Origin of the sequence: Photorhabdus viridis (genome assembly GCF_040256935.1) — a bacterium.
GTDB lineage: Bacteria > Pseudomonadota > Gammaproteobacteria > Enterobacterales > Enterobacteriaceae > Photorhabdus > Photorhabdus viridis.
Genome location: NZ_JBEJZY010000181.1, coordinates 1 through 967 on the forward strand (window position 1 = coordinate 1; position 967 = coordinate 967).

Below are 967 nucleotides of genomic sequence, written 5' to 3' on the forward strand. Positions count from 1 at the left end.
GCAGTCGGCCATTGTGTCACGGGACTATACGCCTCCGCAGGGTGAGATTGAAACGGGACTGGCGCAGATCTGGCAAGACCTGTTGGGACTGGCGCGGGTCGGGCGTCATGATCACTTCTTCGAACTCGGCGGCCACTCGCTGCTGGTGGTCAGTGTGATCGAACGGCTGCGCCAGCGGGGCTGGGAACTGGACGTCCGTACGGTATTCACCGCACCGATCCTGGCCGAACTGGCACGGGCGATTCAAATATCCCCGGGAGATGTCCCAGCCTTTGTCGTGCCGCCCAACCGTATTCCTGATGGCAGTACCGTGCTCACCCCTGAAATGCTGCCGCTGGTCACCCTGTCTCAGACGGAAATCGACACTATCGTCAACCAGACTTCCGGCGGAGCGGCCAATGTGCAGGATATCTATCCCCTGGCTCCATTGCAGGAAGGTATCCTGTTCCACCATTTGCTGAATCCGGCCAAAGATCCCTATGTTATCTCGTCGCTGTTATGTATCGACAGTCAGGCAGACCTTGATGCATTCACGGCTGCATTACAAGCGGTCATCGGCCGGCACGATATCCTGCGCACCGCCATCCACTGGACCGGATTGTCCCAGCCGGTTCAGGTTGTGCGCCGATACACTCCATTGCCTGTTCATCGCCTGACCCTGAAGGACAGTGATGATGTGGCCGCCAGTTTGCAAGCCCGCATGGGATTGTCACACCTGCCTATGGATTTATCTCAGGCGCCGCTGATACGCTTACAAACTGCTGCTGACCCACATTCAGCCAAGCTGTACGTCTTGCTCCAATTTCATCATATTATCGATGATAACCTCTCATTACGGCAGGTTCTCGCGGAAACAGCGGCATTCTTACTGGGCAAAAGTGCTGATTTACCGCCATCGGTGCCTTATCGTAACTTCGTGGCTTATGCCCGTCAGGAAAGCCATATTCAGGCCGCAGAAACCTTCTTC

The 967-nt window shown here is 56.2% G+C and carries 1 protein-coding gene; it reads left to right on the forward strand.

What is annotated here, in order from left to right:
* Nucleotides 1–13 precede the first annotated feature (13 nt).
* Nucleotides 14–967: condensation domain-containing protein (locus tag ABR397_RS22835; protein WP_350307705.1), on the forward strand; the 954-nt coding region annotated here is incomplete at its 3' end.